The 16,740-nt window shown below is 46.7% G+C and carries 15 protein-coding genes and 1 pseudogene; 2 read left to right on the top strand and 14 right to left on the bottom strand.

Going from position 1 to position 16,740, the window contains the following annotated elements; all coding sequences use genetic code 11:
• Positions 1–224 precede the first annotated feature (224 nt).
• The 12 genes and pseudogenes from JI735_RS09740 to JI735_RS09685 all read right to left on the bottom strand — a co-directional run bounded on the left by JI735_RS09740 (position 225) and on the right by JI735_RS09685 (position 9,411).
• Positions 225–986: an SDR family oxidoreductase gene (locus JI735_RS09740; protein ID WP_039834572.1), complete on the bottom strand. Its 762-nt coding sequence runs from the start codon at positions 984–986 to the stop codon at positions 225–227.
• 22 nt (positions 987–1,008) lie between these two features.
• A complete protein-coding gene (locus JI735_RS09735) occupies positions 1,009–1,377 on the bottom strand; it encodes a MerR family transcriptional regulator (RefSeq protein ID WP_039834573.1) in 369 nt (122 codons plus the stop codon).
• A gap of 138 nt (positions 1,378–1,515) precedes the next feature.
• Positions 1,516–1,785 (bottom strand): DUF6809 family protein, encoded by a 270-nt coding sequence (locus JI735_RS09730; protein ID WP_039834574.1) that lies wholly within the window; start codon positions 1,783–1,785, stop codon positions 1,516–1,518.
• Positions 1,786–1,949: 164 nt separating this feature from the next.
• A pseudogene (locus JI735_RS09725) lies at positions 1,950–2,114 on the bottom strand (Rpn family recombination-promoting nuclease/putative transposase); the annotation flags it as partial.
• A 41-nt stretch (positions 2,115–2,155) separates the two neighbouring features.
• Entirely contained in the window at positions 2,156–2,998 is an 843-nt protein-coding gene (locus tag JI735_RS09720; RefSeq protein ID WP_202677333.1) for an Rpn family recombination-promoting nuclease/putative transposase, read from the bottom strand.
• Between the two features lie 401 nt (positions 2,999–3,399).
• Positions 3,400–4,359 (bottom strand): stalk domain-containing protein, encoded by a 960-nt coding sequence (locus JI735_RS09715; RefSeq protein ID WP_202677332.1) that lies wholly within the window; start codon positions 4,357–4,359, stop codon positions 3,400–3,402.
• Positions 4,360–4,685: 326 nt separating this feature from the next.
• Positions 4,686–6,035, bottom strand: a complete 1,350-nt coding sequence (locus JI735_RS09710) for an MFS transporter (RefSeq protein WP_051051499.1) — start codon at positions 6,033–6,035, stop codon at positions 4,686–4,688.
• Between the two features lie 226 nt (positions 6,036–6,261).
• Complete coding sequence (locus JI735_RS09705) at positions 6,262–7,005, bottom strand: MerR family transcriptional regulator (protein WP_039833005.1); 744 nt, start codon at positions 7,003–7,005, stop codon at positions 6,262–6,264.
• A 9-nt stretch (positions 7,006–7,014) separates the two neighbouring features.
• Positions 7,015–7,749 (bottom strand): ABC transporter permease, encoded by a 735-nt coding sequence (locus JI735_RS09700; protein WP_039833006.1) that lies wholly within the window; start codon positions 7,747–7,749, stop codon positions 7,015–7,017.
• The gene (locus tag JI735_RS09695; protein ID WP_039833007.1) at positions 7,746–8,462 is read right to left on the bottom strand and encodes an ABC transporter ATP-binding protein; all 717 of its coding nucleotides are present in this window, start codon (positions 8,460–8,462) and stop codon (positions 7,746–7,748) included. The genes JI735_RS09700 and JI735_RS09695 overlap by 4 nt, the downstream gene beginning before the upstream one ends.
• 81 nt (positions 8,463–8,543) lie before the next feature.
• Complete coding sequence (locus JI735_RS09690; RefSeq protein WP_020426490.1) at positions 8,544–8,897, bottom strand: nitrous oxide-stimulated promoter family protein; 354 nt, start codon at positions 8,895–8,897, stop codon at positions 8,544–8,546.
• Positions 8,898–9,126: 229 nt separating this feature from the next.
• The gene (locus JI735_RS09685; RefSeq protein WP_039833008.1) at positions 9,127–9,411 is read right to left on the bottom strand and encodes an Rpn family recombination-promoting nuclease/putative transposase; all 285 of its coding nucleotides are present in this window, start codon (positions 9,409–9,411) and stop codon (positions 9,127–9,129) included.
• A gap of 287 nt (positions 9,412–9,698) precedes the next feature.
• On the opposite strand from JI735_RS09685, the gene JI735_RS09680 reads away from it, so the two are divergent.
• Positions 9,699–10,169 carry a DinB family protein gene (locus JI735_RS09680; RefSeq protein ID WP_039833009.1) on the top strand — a complete coding sequence of 157 codons (471 nt, stop codon included), beginning with the start codon at positions 9,699–9,701 and terminating at the stop codon, positions 10,167–10,169.
• A 51-nt stretch (positions 10,170–10,220) separates the two neighbouring features.
• Entirely contained in the window at positions 10,221–10,667 is a 447-nt protein-coding gene (locus JI735_RS09675) for a YdeI/OmpD-associated family protein (protein ID WP_039833010.1), read from the top strand.
• 151 nt (positions 10,668–10,818) lie between these two features.
• On the opposite strand, the gene JI735_RS09670 is transcribed toward JI735_RS09675, so the two are convergent.
• Both JI735_RS09670 and JI735_RS09665 read right to left on the bottom strand, forming a co-directional pair.
• Complete coding sequence (locus tag JI735_RS09670; RefSeq protein ID WP_202677331.1) at positions 10,819–11,781, bottom strand: amidohydrolase family protein; 963 nt, start codon at positions 11,779–11,781, stop codon at positions 10,819–10,821.
• A 196-nt stretch (positions 11,782–11,977) separates the two neighbouring features.
• On the bottom strand, positions 11,978–16,684 hold the full coding sequence (locus JI735_RS09665) for a polysaccharide lyase family 8 super-sandwich domain-containing protein (protein WP_202677330.1): 4,707 nt from the start codon (positions 16,682–16,684) through the stop codon (positions 11,978–11,980).
• Positions 16,685–16,740: the final 56 nt, after the last annotated feature.

The following is a 16,740-nucleotide window of genomic DNA, read 5'->3' as shown; positions in this document are numbered from 1 at the left end:
TCAGAAAAATCCGCCCAAAGCCAACGACACCACCGCAAACTTCGATACGGGCATTTTCAATCAGTACATGGATGCCTTTAAGAAAGAAGTAGACGCTGTGACTAAATAAAGGCTTGCTTAAAAACGCAGTCCGTCCGTCTTGGGAGGTATGCATTTGCTCATAAAAAAAGGCAGGGCCCCGGTTTCTGAAGGCCTTGCCTTTCCCTATTTTACCTTCTGGCCACTTACTCGATCATGCCCTTCGTAGCCTGGTACATATTTGCCGTGTACTCGTCCACTTCATCCCGGGACATGCGCAAGCGGTCCACAGAAGTCCCGTATCCGATCTCTTGTTTTCCCTCTTCCAAGCCTCTAAAGATCCCATCTGCGAAGGCATCCAAAGGCTCCCCGTGCGTATGCAGTCCCGCGCCGCCCAATTCCGTATTCACTGCCGGAGGGGCTACTTCAATGACTTCTACAGATGTCTCGGACAGCTGGTGTCTCAGGCTCATCGTAAAGGAGTGCAGCGCCGCTTTGGTTGCGGAATAGATCGGAGCGATGGCAAACGGCGTAAAAGCGAGACCGGAGGTCACGTTGATAATCGCGGCCTTCTCTTTTTCTGCAAAAAATGGAGCAAACAGCAGAGCGAGATGGAAAGGCGCGTCAAGGTTAGTGTTGATTTCTTGATTGAAGTAGCTCCAATTGTGCTTGGCGTCCACTTTTAGCACATTGAACCGTTGCTGAGTTCCGGCATTGTTCACTAGCACATTGACTTCCGGATAGTTTGCGGTAACCCAATCAAACATGGCTATGCGCTCGGACTCTTCGCTTATGTCGCATACACGGGTGATCAGGCCGGGGAATTTGTCCTGCGCATTTCGAAGCACATCTTCACGTCGTCCACACACAATCACCTGATTCCCTGCCTGAATAAACCGCTCGGCAAAAGCCAGCCCAATTCCGGTACTCCCGCCAGTAATGAGTATAGTGTTTCCTGACAGCTTCATGAGCCTTCCTCTTTTCTAAGATCTATTTTTTCTGCAAACGCGTGAGATACCGGTCAATTTTCACATCAATGCCTTGCAAGGCGTCTGTCATGGACGCAATTTCATCCAGCACCGCCTGCTTGTGTTTCGTCATCATCTCAAGCCGGAGCTCCGTGGTGCTATCCCCTTCAATGACCCAAGCTATATATTGCCTGATATCGTGGATGGGCATGTGTGTCTGCTTCAAGCGAAGCACCGTTTCAAGCAGCGCCATCTGCATTTCCGAGAATAACCGCCTGCCGGCAGCATCACGCTCCATCAGCGGCAACAAGCCTTGCTTCTCATAATACCTCAACGTGGATTCTGGAATATGATAGGCGGCCGCAGCCTCCCCAATCGTTACATATTTCATTTTGAAGGCCTCCAAACTAATCTTTCATGTCGACAGTATTAGCTTACGGCTTAAAGTATGGTTTAAGTCAACAGGAAAATGAAGATTACAGGTAAAAAGGCTATTTCGGAAACCTTAAAAATCTGGGCATTGCTAACCTTAGCCGTCGACTAGAATTTCTATCATCATCGCGGAGCCAGCCTTGAACCCACATACAAACGCAGCTGTCATCTCCATCCCCTGAGCTTGAGAATACAGCTCCAATAAAGACTCCAGCTCCTCAAACTCCCCTGAGGATAGTTTCTGCTTCCAAGTTTCTAAGGATTGGGTGATTTGCCTGTTGATCGGACGATAATTGGGGTCTTTGGAGATAATGTCCTCGTTAGGGAATAAGCTGCCGTGGTATAGGGATTCAAGAATGCTGGGCATGGGAGCCTCCTTTTTAAAATTCGGGATTGAAATGATATAATTCAGCGTAGCATATTTGCAAAGTGTATGTGGTACGCTTGTGCGTAATCTGCGAGTTGGAGAAAAAAGAGCACCCGCTGAATTGGATGCTCTCTATTTATTCACTTTCTCAAATTATTAATCTCCTGTTCCGTTAATCTTCCCAGCATAGAAGCTTCATCATGCAAGTACTTCTGTCTGGCCTCATACAACCTTCTGGCATCCGAATCCTGACTCAAATATTGTAGGGTATTCATTGCCTTCTCTAAACCCGGTTCATTCATCTTCAGCACCTCCCAATATGATGTTTCCACCTTTTAGAAACGTTTTATTACTGAAAAAAATACAAATATTAAAACTTTATAGACCTGATTTCATCTTCACTCAGACCAGTTGCTTTAGCGACAGCCGCATAATCCATTCCCATCGCCAACAAATTTCGAGCGACCTGTAGCTTGCCCTCAATTATCCCGGCAGACTTCGCTCCCTCAATCATGGAAGCTTCATCATGCAAATACTTCTGTCTGGCCTCATACAACCGTCTGGCATCCGAATCCTGACTCAAATATTGCAGGGTATCCATCGCTTTTTCCAAACCCGGTTCATTCATCTTCAGCACCTCCCAGTATGATGTATCGGTACCTTTCAGAAACAACAGCCAATTGATCAGCCCGCCTTCGGTTGGAACGCTACGTTCATCCAGCTTTGGCAGTTCCAGAAAGTGGACCTCAATGTCATCGATCAAGGGCAACCCTGTCCGATCCTCCCTCAGATGAAACACATTATGGTACTGATTGTTCTTCAGGAATGAATAGTTCAGAATGTTAATCGTCACGCATTTCTTCAACTCTGGGTATTTGTCACCTTCACTGAGTTGACTGGCGTATCGCTTGCTCCAATAAAACAGCGTTCGTTTCTCTATATCGTACTTATTGAAAAGCTGCATCTCAATATCAATCATTTTTCCTTCAGAGGTCTTGGCGTAAACATCAAAGATGGACTGTTTGTCGAGGGGATCGTCTTTATCCGTATAGGGATTCATTAGGATGATCTCGGTCAGCGGCGGCTCGCCAGCTTCGGTGAAAATACGGTTAAGAAACGCCAGCAGTACATCCTTATTGTTTTCGCTGCCAAATATCCGTTTGAATACAAAATCCACACGCGGGTCCAGCAAATCCATCGGCATCAGCTCCATTCTTTATTAGTATAGCACTTTTCAAGGGTTCTGAACCTTGCAAAGATGCGCAAAGCACAACAGCTTTTTAACCATCATATATAGCCCAAAGCAGCCGCTAAAATCAAAAAAAGACACCGATACCCAGAATCTGCTGCACTTGCAGCTGTAACGTATACGTTATACCAGGCTTGACTGGGGACGTGCAAAACAAAAAAAAGCACCCCTCAAGGTGTCTTCTACTTTACTATATATCGAGCCGAGTGGAATCGAGCTCTGTCCAAAGATAACGGCACATAAGTTTCTACGAGCCACAGTTTTGCTGCCCACGCCTCTCCTAATGAAAAAAGGGGTGTCCCTAAGCCATTCTATGGCTTTTGGGGCACCCACCTCTGAACAAGTGTGAATACATTGGCCCTTACTTATTGGAGATTAAAGTAAAAGAAAGAGTTATCATAGTCGTCCTTGTTATTAAGCTGAATGGTTAGGTAGTTTGCCGAACCCTTAGTTACTGGTACGATTACAAGGCCTTCTGCAGTGTAGTTGTAAGTTTGACCCGATACAAGTTTTTTACCATCCGTTGCTTCATCGAGAGCATCATCCAAGGAACCAGTGAAACCATAATCCGTCACCCCAATAATACTGTTTCCGTCTGAAGTTTTCGAACCCCACAGTGCTGGTAGTAAGGCAACCGAAACGTAAGTGTTTTCGTGTTTAGTATCTGAGATGAGCTTACCGTTCTTCAGAATAATTTTTACTTTAGCCAATTTGTACTCAATCAAGGAGTTTGCTTCTGGTTCTTTGAAACCAAGGGCTGCGATTTCACTTCTTGTGACTGACTTTACCGAGGTTACTGAAACAGTATAGTTCCCGGTGTACGCAAGACCGTCATAACTGTAGGGATCATCAAATGAAACAGACTTGCCAACTGGAATTGCAGAACCAAAGGTTTTACCATTGCTAGTCGATGGTGTTGATGGAGTTGATGGAGTTGCCGGTGCAGATGTGGCTGCTGGAGCCGATGTTGCTGCCGGTGCCGATGCCGTACTATCATCATTGTAAGGAATACCGCTATCACCTGAACTATTAATAGAAATTGTTGAAGAGTTTGCATCAAAATCGACCTCTGCTCCAAGAGCTTCTGATACCGCTCTTAAAGGAACATATGTAGAACCGCTATATACTAAAGCGGATAAGTTATTACCAGACTGATCTTTTGGAGTCCACTTGGAACCATCAAGAACAAACTTTATGTTGTGGTTTAACTTCGCTTTGATCGCTTCAATACCAGTTCCTGCAAATGCCCCTACTGAACCAAACAGTAGACCTGAAATTACAATCGTTGAAACAAAAACAGATTTCCTCATTTTAACTATTTTCATCCTCAAAATCCCCCTACAAATTTATTTGATGTTGCATGTACTACCATTTCTTGTTTCTCTCAACAACCTTTAGGAGGTCACTAAAATGTCTGCATGAAAAATAGAACTAGATTTACATTATTTTACACGCCAACATTAATAATTATATAATTTCATAAGTAACTCTGTCTATTGTGTATATCACTGTAACGCTGGCTGCTTATTAGATTAAATAGTCTACGTTTCGGCACTTCAACCCTAAAGATAGTACCCATGCCGGGCGCAAACAAAAAAGCGGCCGCTACAGGCCGCTTCTCCGATGCTAGATATAATACAAATTCACTAATCTACCGCTTAGACCCCAGCACAGATGAAGCCTGATTTCGGCCGTAAGCTAATGAGAATATGATTCCACCAAGGATCACAGCCGCAATAAAGACTAGCATCAAGTTGCTGTATAGAAATGCGGCAGTGTCCGTTACAGTTGGGATGAGCGGGAATTTCAGCCAAGACATCGTCAACAAACCTCCTGCATAGCTAACCCCGATCCCTTCAGCTAAGAAGCAGGCAAAGTTCAGGAAACTCATACCGGAGCCTGATTCATCCGAACTCAGTGCTTCCGCAACACTGGTGGACACGACAGTTTTTACAAACGAAAGCCCGCCAAATGTCAGCACCATTGTTGTAGAAATAAGCCATGGCGTCCGGTCGACAAACAATGAAATGCTCAGGAAACTTACGACAAGCATGAATAATCCTACTAGCATCGTAAAAAAACATCCCCGCTTATCGACCAATAGGCCACTAACGAATCCGAACAATAACACGCTGATGGTCCCGGGAAAGAGAACGGCGCTTCCAATAAGGCTGGTCGGCATATGGTACACATCTTTCATCATGTAAGGGACCGTTGAAATATAACCAGCCACCGTTCCTAACAATACGCCTCCCGTAAGCACCCCAGCCAAAAACTTTTTCCGTCTTAACAAGGAGGGTTCGATGAAAGGTTGCTTCGCACGCCGAATACGCTGCAGGAATCCGAAGAAACACAGCACACTTATAGCCAGGTACCCCCACTGGTACATGGATGTGAATAACATGAACATTACAATTCCAACGGATAGCAGACTAGCGCCTAGAACATCAAACTTCCCTTTTTTTGAAGATTCATCCGGGAGCACATGAAGAAAAAACGGAAGTGTGAGCAGTGTCATCATCGGCAGTATAAATAAGTAAGACCAATGGATATAGTCAGCAATGACCCCTCCAACCGCAGGTCCGATTCCTTCACTAAAGGCTACCATTGATCCAATCATCCCAAACGCTTTTCCTTTATTATTCGGCTCGATATAGCGGGCTACAAAGACCATGATCAGCGCCGGAACCGCAGATGCTCCTGCTCCTTGAATAAAGCGTGCAATGAGCACAACAAGAAACCATTTATGAAATACTATACCGATCAAAGATCCCGTAAAGTATGTTAACAGGCCGGATAACAGCAGTTTTTTGGTACCGTACAAATCCGAGATTTTCCCATACAAAGCCGATCCTACAGCAAATGAGATCATAAAGCTTGTATTTACCCAATTCGCCGCCGAAGGTCTAATGTCAAATTGTCTGGCGATATCCGGCAAAGAAACATTAAATACCGTCTCGTTGAACACGCTGAAAAAAGCAAGGATGCTGAGCCAAACCATCGATTTCGAAACACTGCTTGAATTTGTTTTTGTCACCTGGGGGTCCCCCTCTAAATCAAGGGAAATCGCGCAGTTTACAGGGCCAATGATGCGGTTCCCCTAACTCTTGTGCCCTCTTTTGCTTATATACCTCATGGTGATGCCTCCCTTTCATAATTTTCTGCATTGTAGCATGTATACTCATTTTCAGATAGATAAAAAACAGTTAGAACATTACATCACAATGTCATAACTCTAAGTTCAGCCTCTCCCTTAGCATCGATATAAGTTCCTTTGCAGACTCAATGGCTTGTTCCAATGAATAGACTAACCGGTCTGTCACTGAAATAATATCTTCATGCTCTTCTGGTGTGTCGAGCACTTCCTTAATATTAAGATTAGTCCACCTCATGTGCTCTGCCTGATTCATCAACCGGAGGATTGCACTTATCGAATAATGCGCCGTCCTTAAGGTCCGAATCATTTTCAACCGTTTTATTTCATTTTCTGTATATACACGGGACCCATTAGAAAGTCTATGGACTGTTATTAATCCATTACGTTCCCAATTCCGGACAACTTCAGTTGAGAGGTCCAAGACCAGAGCAGTCTCTTTGCGTGTATACGTTTGAGCTGATGCAGATTTTATTCCACATACCCACTGTTCCGAAAGTTCAATAGCTTCCAGCGCCCGGCTATATTCTTTTTCCAGATGGGACAAATATGCATGTGCATATTCCAGTGCTTGAGTAAAATCCGCTTTGCCGCTAACTTCAACAATGGCTCTGGCCTTTGCCCGGATGAGCCCTTGAACAATTTCACAACGGAAAGCGGTTCTGGCTATTTTTAGCTGAAATAAATGCAAGCCGGAATACATACGGTAGCCATTCACACCTCTCGGAACAGCTGAGATATATCCCCATTCTTCATAAATCCGTACAGTGTTGGGATGTACCCCAACCATTGCTGCAATTTCTTTGGTCCGGTACATCCCTCAACCCTACTTCCACTTAAAAAATTTGAATGCCCCAATCAGGCTGATCCCAGTAACAATGCCCAAGATCAAAAACGGCACCGTCATCCCCTCTGTTTCTCTGCCTATACTTACTAGCTTTAATAAATGAATCCCATGAGACAAGGGTAATATATCCATTATCCATTGAACGAAGCGTGGCATCACTTCATATGGAATGGTCGCACCTGAGAACAATAACATCGTAAAATACGCAATAGAACTCCACATATTAGCTGCCTTTTGATCAGGTACAACACTGCCGATAAAAGCGCCAATACTGTACATGGCTAAAATAACAAAGGCATATACGCTCAAAAATATTGGCCAGGAGCCTGCTATTTGATAATCAAAAAATAAATAATATACGAGAGTAACCCCCATAAATGAAACAAGGGCAGAGGAAAGCTGAATTATACCTTGGGCGAATAAAATCTGTAAAGGTGATACCGGTGTCACCTGGAACCGTTTCAGAATACCCCGATGCCGATAATCAGCAATGGTTAATGGCAGACCCATTACACCCGTTGCAAGCACACCAATCGTTATAACGGCTGCGTAAGATAATTCAAAATCAGATGAACCTGCAGATGCATCTCTACTAAGCACGTAACCAAACAAGGCCGCCAAAATGACCGGAAAGCATATACCGAAAATTAGAATATCAATGCCTTTCCATACCAGCTTACCTTCTATCTTTAAGAGCGTAAACATTGTACTCATCCCCAGTCCTCCTCGCCGGCAAAATGTAAATAGGCGTCTTCAAGCGTTGTTTTCCCGCTAGCGGCTAACGCTTCCTGAATGGTGCCATGAAACACGGTTTGACCCTCACGCAAAATTAATATCTCATCACATAACGCTTCAACCTCATCCATGTAATGTGATGTTAGAACAATTGCCAAACCACTTTCCTTCATTGTTACGAGCTGTTTCCACAGCATACGACGCGCCTTTGTATCAAGCCCTGTTGTCAGTTCATCTAAAAACACAAGTTTCGGTTCAGGAATTAGGGCGAGGAGTACGGCCAGTCGCTGACGCTCCCCACCAGAAAGTAATTTAACTGGTTGCTGTTCCTTTTCTGCCAACCCAAAGGTTTGTAGTAAAGCAGGTAAATCCGCCGTTTTTTTATAGAGTGATTGCCACTGTGCACATGCGTCGGAAACGGTTAGTTTATCCTGGAAATGGGTTTCTTGAAACTGCACCCCTACGTGCTCAAATATCTCCTTCCGGTTGCGTATTGGCGATTTACCCACGATAACAAGCTCATCATAAGTGCTCTTTTCAATACCAAGCACTGCAGCAATGGTTGAAGACTTTCCTGCCCCGTTCGCCCCTAGTAATCCAAATGCTTGTCCCGGCTTTACTTCAAAGCTAATGAGATCGACAGCCTTTTTCTGACCGTATGTAACCGTCAAATTCCCAACCTTTAATACCATGCTCTAACCTCCTAAATAAATCTTAGGACGTCAGTATAACAAATGATCTATAGGGTGGTGTCTTACTGGAGGGTTTGATAGCTATCGTGAAATTGATTTTCTTAACCTATTGGGTATTGGGATATGCCTTATGGACTCCAAGGGATGATATAGCAGCATCCACGGGCCTGAAAAACGCATAACTCCCTTGATTTTTTGACGGTAATCCGGTTTATAACAATGGATCGGACACTTCGCACAAGCCGTTTTCCCTTCACCGAATTTGCAGTGGGATAGTCTTTTCATAGCGTACTCATTTAAGTTCCGGCATTCCTCACAGAGCTCTTTTTCACGATGTTTTTTCTTACAATATAGACGAATCATTTTTGCGACAATCTCTTTTTCCTTCCGAATTTTAGGGCCATCGTTCAACTGCTGATCCGCATCTGTTCTCATATAATGAAGCCTCCCTGCTCAATTGCACTTGATTCTGCCTTCGCTCAATATGTAAGGGATTCGTTGGATGGTTGGGATATTCCTTCAAGGGTATGCAAAAGGAGAATCGAATGAATTTTATCTTCGCAAAGGCTATTTCGGAAAAAATAAACAGGCATACCGTCAAGGCGGCATACCTGCTTGGGGAATTATTCAACTAGGTTTTTCTCACTAATCAACATCGAAATTCTCATTGTGACCTAACATCCTTGCTTAATAACCTAATTTCTTCTTCGGTCAATTCGGTAAGTTTAACCACGAAATCCACTTCATGCCCCATTGCCAGGAGCTTCCGAGCCATTTCTCTTTTTTCCCGAACCGCACCTTCCACAATGCCCTCTGATCTGGCTCCTTCCATTCGCGACACCTCATCACGCAAATACTTCATCCGGGCCTCGTATTCCATCCGTGTAGCGGCATCTTGACTCAGAAATTCCAGTGTATCCATTGCCTTTTTTAACATCGGTTCATTCATTGTCAACGCCTCCCAATTTGGTTTATCGACGCCTTTCAGGAACAAACCAATTTATCAATCCGCCCGAAACCGGAACGGCCTGCTCCTCCAGCTTTGTTAACTCCATGACATGGATTTCCAGATCGTTGTTAAGTGGATAACATTATTTGCAGGTCTAAAGATATAAATCTCTAAGCCTCCCCGGTTTCACAAATTTTCCATAAGCACTGCTGAGAAAAGGAAGGTTATAGTTGCTGAGAACAAGAATTAAGTTAAGATGCTAAATTCCGCGAAGTGAGTTGATGAGCATGAGCGACAAGATGGTAGCTGTCTTAAGAAGGCAGTTTGAACCGACAGTAGAAATGTTGAAGAATCTTATCGAAGTATGTCCTGATGACTTTTGGATGGATGCCAAGCAAAAATACTGGAAGCATATTTTTCATGCTACCACCGGTATGAAATTTTGGTTTAGGCAGCAGAAGGAGGAAGAATTCAAAATACCTGACTTCGGTAAGGATGTAACAGAAGACCTGGATAAGGAGTGCTCTGACTACCCTACTAAAGAGGAAATGACAAAGTACGTAGAGGATATATTGAATGTGGCCCGGAAGTTTTTGGATGAACTTACTGACGGCAAATTATTGGAACCATGTGTACTATACGAAGAAATAACTAAAACTGATGTCATCCTCATGCAGATCCGCCATGTCCAACATCATATAGGTTATTGCAACAACATATTGAAATCGAATCACCTGGAAGCAGCAAAGTGGCTATGATAACGTTAGTGATCGAAATTAGCTTCTTTACAATGAGGAGTGTTATTCCATATGGTTTATGAATTCGATAGTGAGATACAGCTGCTGGAAGGTAAAATGAAATGGAAAGTAGTTTATTTCCCATATACGGTAAGAGAGTTATTCAATACTAATGGTAAAGTATCTATTCAAATCTCCGTTGACGGGCACGAGTTTGACCATACGTTGTTACCATCCAAGAACGGGCATTATTTTGTTTATAATGAATTTATTCGAAGAGCCGTACAAAAAGAGCTCGGTGATAGACTCCATGTAATACTTAAGAAATGTGAGCACAGCCGTAATATTGTTGTGCCGGATTACATTACTAAAAACCTCGAAGAGCACCACATTTTAGATACATTCCTAACGCAGCCTGATTATATTAAGCGAGAGCAGATTAATTATATTGAACTCGCTAAAAAGGAAGAAACAAAGAATAGACGAATACTAGCTCTAATTGATAAACTTAAAGATTAGTTCAATAAACCAATGGCAGGTTTTAAAACCAACAACCTTTAACAGCGCTTACACAAAAAAAACGACGAGAATTTTATCCCTCATCGCTTTTTGCATTTGTATAGGCTGACTCTTCGCTGGTCTTTGTGAACTGGGTGAGCTTCACCAGTTGTTACTCTTTAAGACCTGTCAGACGGATTTTATTTAGTTCCTCTGCGGTTATTGATCCGGATTTGTACAGATTCATATACTCCTGAGAAACGCTTTGATTAAAAATCAACAGATCATCCGTATTAATTGTCACCGGAATTCCAAAATCATAGAGCTTGCGAATTGGATGTCTGCCGTAATTCTCTGCCACACCAAGCATAATATTGCTTGTTGGACAGACATTTAATTGAATATTATGATCGGACAGCCACCTCATAATCTGAGGCGAGCGGGCTGCCGCGATCCCATGGTGGACCTCTTGAAGCTCCAGTTCCTCAACGGCCTCCCTGACATCATCAGCAGCTCCAAATTCCCCCACGTGAGCTTTTAGAATCAGGCCCGCTGAATTTGCGGCTCTGTAGATGGATTTGAAGCATGCAATGGGCTGAGCAAATTCATTACCGCAAATATCGATAGACCGAAACCACCGGAAAGCCAATAGTTCATCCATCCGTCCGTAAACTTCATCAATATTGCAGGCCCGATCCAAAGCCAGTTCCGGTAGAAATCGAGTTTCAGGTGCAAAACTGCGATGAAGATCATTAATTATCCGCGAAAAATGTTCCATCCCTCCCAATGAATCAATCTCATCGATCCCGAAGCTTAACGCCAATTTCTCTATGTGATCCCCGGCCGCCTGAACAAAGGAAGCCTCGATACGTTTCAAATAGCCATGAATACCGGGACAATGGCATTTTATATGTTCATCAAACCACTTCTGCATTCCATGCAAAGATTGAAAGGGTTTTGAAGGCGGCTGAATTTGAATGTTGGCCCATTCACCGATATATTGAATGGTCCCACCGCGTCCGGCGTGATTATGCAAATCGCTTTTCGGAATGGTTTGCAGCTTCGTAAGAGAATCATTTATCAAGCTGTCCATAAATGTTTGTTTTATAGAGAACTCCTCCAGGCCGGCTGACACCCTAACAACTCCTTTAAGAGATATTGGAATAATATATAGCAATACTCCCACACCACGAAATCACTGTCAAAGCATTTTGTCAGACAGGCGTTTCTGCGGGAAATATAAGGATGATTTGTGGCGTGAAACATGAAAAAGAGACACCGGTTAAGGTGTCTCTGCTGAACCTCCATATTGGACCAGCCACATCCATTTTTTATTCTTGATCCTTGGCTTCCAGCATCCTGAGCAGAACCGTGACCGTTTCCGCTCTCGTCGCGGCATTTTTCGGGAAGAAGCTGTTGTTGCCCTTACCCTGCATGATCCCCAGCTTCTTCATCTCGGCTGCCGCTCCGACAGCCCAGACCGGTATGTCGCGGTCATCCGCGAAGCCGGCGGAACGGGCATCGGGTACGAGGTTTAATGCTCTCGCCAGCATTACGGCCATTTCCGATCTCGTCATGGGCGCATCTGGGCGGAAGTTACTGTTCTTATCGCCCTGGATAAGACCCAAGCTTACGGCTCGGGCAACGGCTGTCCGGGCCCACTGCCCAATACGGTCCGCGTCCTTGAAGGACAGGACTGCTTCTTCATTCTGAAGCTTCAGCGCTTTCGCGAGCATCACCGCGAATTCAGCGCGCGTCACCGTGCGATCGGGGCGGAACGAACCGTCCGTATAACCTGTGATAATTCCCTTCTTTTCTGCTTCCAGGATATTGGCTTCGGCCCAATGACCGCCAATATCCGCAAAGGCATGGCCGGGGACCGGAATGGCCGGCGTTACCGGACCATCTTTTGGATCATCCTTCGGAACATTAGGTGTTACCGGCGGAGTCACGGGAGCTCCTCCTCCCGAATTGCCTCCGCTTCCCTCACTTCCGCCGTTTGAACGCTCGTTTACGGAAACGTTTATTTTCCCCGTAACGGACGGATTCGCGGTTAAGACGGCCGTAATCGTCACTTCTCCGGCTGCGGATGGTGCCGTCAAGACCGTGCTGAACCGGCCGTTCGCGTCCGTTACTGCTTTAGCAGTTTGGATGCTGCCCGACGAAGCCGCGACTTCGACCTCCACGCCGGAGACCGGAAGATTGTCGCCGTCGTAGACGATTCCACCAATGGACACGTTGTCTCCGACCGTCACAGCAGACGGCGTCGCCTGAAGTTCAATTAGAACGGGTACTTGTATAGCCTTAATTACGGAAACGGTAATCGTATCCGTTACCGTCGGACTCGCGGTCAAGGCTGCCGTAATCGTCACTTCTCCGGCAGCAGACGGCGCTGTAAAGACCGTGCTGAACCGGCCGTTCGCATCCGTTACAACTTTAGCAGTTTTGATGCTGCCTGACGAAGCCGCGATTTCGACCTCCACGCCCGGGACCGGTAGATCGCCGCTGTCGTAGACGACTCCCGTCACGGACACGTTGTCTCCGACCATCACGGCAGACGGTGCCTCCTGGAGTTCGATCCGGGCGGGCACTTGTACGACCCCATCTACGTAAACGGCAGTCGTCCCTCTCACGGACGGATTCGCGGTCAAGACTGCCGTAATCGTCACTTCTCCGGCAGCAGACGGCGCTGTAAAGACCGTGCTGAACCGGCCGTTCGCGTCCGTTACTGCTTTAGCAGTTTCGATGCTGCCCGATGCAGCCGCGATCTCAACCTCTACGCCGGAGACCGGAAGATCGTCGCCGTCGTAGACGGCTCCCGTAACGGACACTTTGCCTCCGGATGTCACGGAAGACGGCGTTGCTTGAAGTTCAATTCGGGCGGGCACTTGTACGACCGGGTTCACGGACACGGTAACCGTATCCGTCACGGACGGACTTGCAGGGAGGACGACCGCGATCGTCACGTCTCCGGCTGCGGACGGCGCCGTAAAGACCGTGCTGAACCGGCCGTTCGTGTCCGTTACTGCTTTAGCTGTTTCGATACTGCCCGATGCAGCCGCGATTTCGACCTCCACACCGGGGACCGGAAGGTCGCCGCCGTCGTAGACGACTCCCGTCACGGACACTTTACTTCCAACCGTCACGGAAGACGGTGTTGCTTGAAGTTCGATCCGGGCGGGAACCTTTTGTACGTTCTCTGTACCATACACTTTAAATTCCCAGAGCGAGTAGCCGTACGTGGTCGCTCTTTTCGTGCCATACATCCGGACATATCTTGCATTCACCGGTTCGAAGGAGATATCGTCGATGTCGCCGTCTCCGGTTGCGGTGCTGTAGACTGTCGTCCAGTCCGCCGTGTTGTCGGAAACCTGGATTTGGTACTCCTTCCCATAGGCACTTTCCCAATGCAGCATGACCTTCGCAATGGGCTGGCTGGTGCCAAGATCGACGTAAATCCACTGCGGATCGGCATAGTTAGATCCCCAACGGGTCGTCAATGAGCCATCGACCGCATTCCCGGGCGACACGTCGGCGGCTCTGGCCGAGCTTGCCGTTACCGGCTTGCCTTCGGCGAGATTGGGTGCCAACGCTTCATATACGTTAAATTCAGCGAGCGAGTAGCCGTCTCCGGTTCCCTGCTGAACCCCCAGCATCCGGACGAACCTGGCACTGACCTTGCCGAAAGAAATGTCGTCGATTCCGCCGTCCCCCATGGAAGTTGTATAGACGTCCGTCCAGGTGACAGCATCGTCGGATACTTGAATTTTATAGCTTTTCCCGTACGCCTTCTCCCAATTTAGCCTAACTTTATTGATCGTATATTGATCTTGCAGATCAACATAAATCCATTCTTTGTCTGAAGCGTTTGAACTCCAATAGGAACTTCTGTATAGATCCGTAGCATTCGAGGCAAATTGCTTGCCTTGGCTGGAGGAAGCGGTCGCGCCTTTACTGTAAGCGAGATCGAACCCGCTGTCGTCGCTAGCGGTACCCTCGTTTAGGGTCATGCTTCGGCCGGTAAAAGTATCCTTGCCTAATCTATAGGTTGTCGTGGTCTTTTCTCCGTCCCGGTTCAGCGTTACGTTCACTGTAATCCCCGGGGTTTCGGGATTAGCGACCGAGATGCGGGCAGGTGTCACGGATTCGTCAATGATCACCATGGACGGATTATCAACGGTGACCGTCAAGCCGTCCCTTACCGTCACCGTCCCTGGTTGATAGAACAGCAATTCCGCGATGCCAAGAGAATTATGCCGGACAGCCTGAACCGATGGTGTATTCGAAAGAATACGGATCGGGTTCCCGCTCGCGTAGCTGCCGACCTCTTCGGGGGTTTTGTTTGGCAATACGATGTACTGATAGGAAGCGTCTGCCGGTTTCACGCCATGATCGAGCCAAATCGAAAAAATCGGCTTCGTGATCGGCTCCGTTGAACTTCCTGTGATGACGTCGCTCCATTGTCCGGTCTTCGTCTCCCGCTTCACTTGAAAATCCGTCGGATTCGGGAAAACATAGCCGACCTTATCATTATAGGCCCAGCGCCCGTTAGCTTGCTTCGTTCCGTCCGCCATTACCTCGCCGTCTACGAGCACATCGCCTACCGCCAGACTTTGGTTCAATGTCGTGTGGACCGGTGCGGCATTCGTCGAAGCGATGCCTGCGCCTAGCGCCACCATCTCATCATCGAAAAAAAAGTAGCCTTTTTTGCCGCTTGTACTCAGCTTGTTAAAATCAAACGCGGTGGCTCCATAACGCTCATTGGTCACGCCGCCTACAAACGTTTTGGGATTGTTGAAATTCCCATCCTTCGTAGGTACGTACGGAGCCGTCGTGCCAGGAACATGAGCCCAGTCCATCAGCGGGTACACGGGTCTGTATTCGTCGCCGGTTCTCTGAATGGCAGTGGCTCCTTGCGGTGTCCAGTACAACAGGTTATATCCGCTGGGATTAATGGTTCTCCATTCGCCGCCTTTGACCGTTTTGGAAGACATCTTGACCGTAATTCCATAATCATTTCGCATATGGGAGGAGACCAGCGTCTGCCATTGCGTTATGTTGTTGGCGTCCAGTCCGTTGCTCGTGTTCGTGCCGAAGCTGCGGATATTGTCAAGAAAACTCTTAAACTCCCCAGCCCGCTTCGGATTGGCCACCTGCATCCACTGCAGCGGGTCTTCATAGAAGGTCAAAGCCGCGCTCGCATAATCCGGCCAATCGGGTCCATTCATCCCCATACCCAGATCAGCAACATCGCCTCTCACGAGATACCTGGTGCCGTCCAGCAGGTAGGACGATAAGGAATCAATCGCCGCCTCACTGTAAGAGAAAGCGGTATCCGAGGTAATGTACGCCCAGAATGACATATCTCTGGCAAAGCTTCTTCCATAGCCCGTCGTATAATTCGTTTTGCCATGCATAAAAAAGGACATATCCGACTGGATTCCCGTCACAGTCGTCGTCACATTCGACAGCACGTTAAACGCTTCCACAGCGTTCCGGACGTTTTGGGCATCCTCCAGCAATAAGCCGCGGATCATATAATTTTGATTGTACCAGGACGAGTTGGCTCCATCGACAGTGTGCGGGCTGCTGTCTAACGTGCCGATAATATTGGAAACTTGCTCTGCAGTTAAATAGCCTTCACATAAAAGCGCGATTTTTCCCAATCTTAATTGTTTGCCGATTCCGGTCTCCCACCAGTTGGTTGAAGTCGGTTTTACCGTAAACCAATAGTCCAGCCCCTTTTGAATACCTCCTAACAGGGTTTCATTATGATAGTATGGACCATTCGGGTCAGCAAACGCCTGGGCCATCGACTGCATCCGGTCTAATGCAAGGTAGGGCGACCAGGCTCTCCCGTTGGCGCTGGAGGTTGTACTCGCGTAATCTACATCCCCCCAGCTTCCATTAGCATTTTGACTGGATAAGTAAGTGCCAGCCTGTGATTTGAAGGTCCATTCGACCCGGCCGTTCGTTCCGTCGTTTATGATATCTTTGGAGACGTAAAAATCAACAATCCGGTTTTTCATCAATTTCATTTCAGCAATCTCTTGCGAAGCGTCCGCCGTCCCGGAAGTGCTCGCCGATGCAGGCG

Origin of the sequence: Paenibacillus sonchi, from assembly GCF_016772475.1 — a bacterium.
Classification (GTDB): domain Bacteria; phylum Bacillota; class Bacilli; order Paenibacillales; family Paenibacillaceae; genus Paenibacillus_AQ; species Paenibacillus_AQ sonchi.
Note: the sequence above shows the minus strand (reverse complement) of the source record. Positions and strands in the feature narration are given on the sequence as shown.

Excerpts from the sequence above, each read along its gene's own strand:
- JI735_RS09710 (WP_051051499.1), bottom strand. The coding sequence starts at position 6,035 with ATGGTTTGGCTCAGCATCCTTGCTTTTTTCAGCGTGTTCAACGAGACG.
- JI735_RS09665 (WP_202677330.1), bottom strand. The coding sequence starts at position 16,684 with ATGAAATTGATGAAAAACCGGATTGTTGATTTTTACGTCTCCAAAGAT.
- JI735_RS09695 (WP_039833007.1), bottom strand. The coding sequence starts at position 8,462 with ATGGTATTAAAGGTTGGGAATTTGACGGTTACATACGGTCAGAAAAAG.
- JI735_RS09735 (WP_039834573.1), bottom strand. The coding sequence starts at position 1,377 with ATGAAATATGTAACGATTGGGGAGGCTGCGGCCGCCTATCATATTCCA.
- JI735_RS09675 (WP_039833010.1), top strand. The coding sequence starts at position 10,221 with ATGGTTTATGAATTCGATAGTGAGATACAGCTGCTGGAAGGTAAAATG.
- JI735_RS09705 (WP_039833005.1), bottom strand. The coding sequence starts at position 7,005 with ATGTACCGGACCAAAGAAATTGCAGCAATGGTTGGGGTACATCCCAAC.
- JI735_RS09685 (WP_039833008.1), bottom strand. The coding sequence starts at position 9,411 with ATGAATGAACCGATGTTAAAAAAGGCAATGGATACACTGGAATTTCTG.
- JI735_RS09700 (WP_039833006.1), bottom strand. The coding sequence starts at position 7,749 with ATGAGTACAATGTTTACGCTCTTAAAGATAGAAGGTAAGCTGGTATGG.
- JI735_RS09720 (WP_202677333.1), bottom strand. The coding sequence starts at position 2,998 with ATGGAGCTGATGCCGATGGATTTGCTGGACCCGCGTGTGGATTTTGTA.
- JI735_RS09740 (WP_039834572.1), bottom strand. The coding sequence starts at position 986 with ATGAAGCTGTCAGGAAACACTATACTCATTACTGGCGGGAGTACCGGA.
- JI735_RS09690 (WP_020426490.1), bottom strand. The coding sequence starts at position 8,897 with ATGAGAACAGATGCGGATCAGCAGTTGAACGATGGCCCTAAAATTCGG.
- JI735_RS09730 (WP_039834574.1), bottom strand. The coding sequence starts at position 1,785 with ATGCCCAGCATTCTTGAATCCCTATACCACGGCAGCTTATTCCCTAAC.
- JI735_RS09715 (WP_202677332.1), bottom strand. The coding sequence starts at position 4,359 with ATGAAAATAGTTAAAATGAGGAAATCTGTTTTTGTTTCAACGATTGTA.
- JI735_RS09680 (WP_039833009.1), top strand. The coding sequence starts at position 9,699 with ATGAGCGACAAGATGGTAGCTGTCTTAAGAAGGCAGTTTGAACCGACA.